Source organism: Pseudoxanthomonas sp. LjRoot204_2 (genome assembly GCF_056175765.1).
This window is the reverse complement of sequence record NZ_JBGFFG010000616.1, coordinates 1-1523: the sequence shown is the minus strand read 5'-3', so window position 1 is coordinate 1523 and position 1523 is coordinate 1. Positions and strand designations below refer to the sequence as shown.

At 68.5% G+C, this 1523-nt stretch carries 1 protein-coding gene; it reads left to right on the top strand.

Annotated elements, in window-relative coordinates; genetic code table 11:
• The first annotated feature begins 326 nt into the window (after positions 1-326).
• Positions 327-1466 carry a tyrosine-type recombinase/integrase gene (locus AC04L7_RS18435; RefSeq protein WP_435998528.1) on the top strand — a complete coding sequence of 380 codons (1140 nt, stop codon included), beginning with the start codon at positions 327-329 and terminating at the stop codon, positions 1464-1466.
• Positions 1467-1523 lie beyond the last annotated feature (57 nt).

Here is a 1523-nt window from a genome sequence, read left to right as displayed (position 1 = left end):
CAATCATTGCGCGCAAACACTGTTGTTACCCTTGGCGTGGAACATCCGCACGGGCTTGCTGCATCCCTTGTGGCAGTAGGCGGAACCGCTGGACGGCCTCGCCGTGGAACGTTCCACGGGCTTTGGAACAGACCGGCGAGCGGCGCACGTAAGCCATTGATCTGTAAGGGGTCTGGCGTGGTGTCCGGACCGGGGCGCTACGCGGCACCGCAGCAGGGGGGGCACCCCCCCTTTGTTCCACGGGCACCCCGAGGGGGGCGGCCCAACTACTGCCGCCTCGAAAAATGGGAAGGGTTCCCAAGGGCGACGACCCCCGGCGGTGCCGCGTGAACGCGCCGGACATCGCGCCGCTGCCCGATGGCGTCGCCGAAGCGCTGGCAGGGCTCCCCAATGGCCGCGAGTTGCCCGCGCACCGTGCGTGGCTGCTGGCGAGCGAACCGCGCTTCGCCGAGGTCATGCGGCGCGTGGAGCGGCGCGGCCTGCCGCCGCGCAGCCTGGCCGAACTGTGGCTGTGGCTGGTCCACCTGACCATCGACTGCGGGTCRCGGCCGGCGACCACGGGGCAGTCGTACGGCCGCACGGCCGGCCGCTTCCTGGCGTGGGCCGCCGGCAACGACATCGACTTCACCCAGGTGACGCTGGAAGACCTGAACCGCTGGCAGCGCTGGCTGGCCGTGGAGTGCAAGAACGGAAACACATGGCGTGCACAGCAGGTTCAGGCGCTACGCAACTTTTTTGATTGGCGGCGCGCCTGTGGTCTGGCGAAGGCGAACGCCGCCGCCGACCTGCAGGGGCCGAAGGTCAAGCCCAAGCCGGCGAAGAAGTACACCGACGACCAGCTGCGCGGCCTGTTCGCCGCGATCGCCAGCGCCAACCCGCTGCGGTCGGTGCGGGACCGCTGCGCCACGCTGCTACTGCTGACCACAGGTCTGCGGCGCGAAGAGTTGGCCAGCCTGAAGCTGGCGCACCTGGAATTGAGCGCCGCTCGCGGCGTCGTGCGGATCGAGGGTAAGGGCGCCAAGGAACGCGAAGTGCCGTTCGAAGGGCCGGTGGTCACCGCGCTGCACGAATGGCTGGCCGCGCGCGACGGGTTGCCGTTCGACATCGACCGCGATGCGGTGTTCGTCGCGTTGACTGGGCCCACGCAGGGGCACGCGCTTGCGCTGCGCAGCTTCGAAGCGATGGTCGGCAAGCACGCGAAGGCGGCGAAGCTGCGCGACTGGGGCATCCATCGCTTCCGCGTGACGTTTGCCACGCAGCTGTACGACGACGGCGCGGATATCGAAACCATCCGTGCCCTGATGGGCCACGAAAGCATCGAAACGACGCGCGGGTATCTCGCCGTGTCGGAGCGCGCGCGACGCACGCGCCTGAGTTCAGCGCGCCAGCACCGCGTGCTGGGGACCAAACCAACAGGCACACCCATGTGGGCGCGCCTGGCAGCAGGGGAACTGTCGAGTGATTGACGAAATCCGATTCAGTGATGCCGGCGAACGGGCTACCGAGTTCGAACGCCGGTTGGT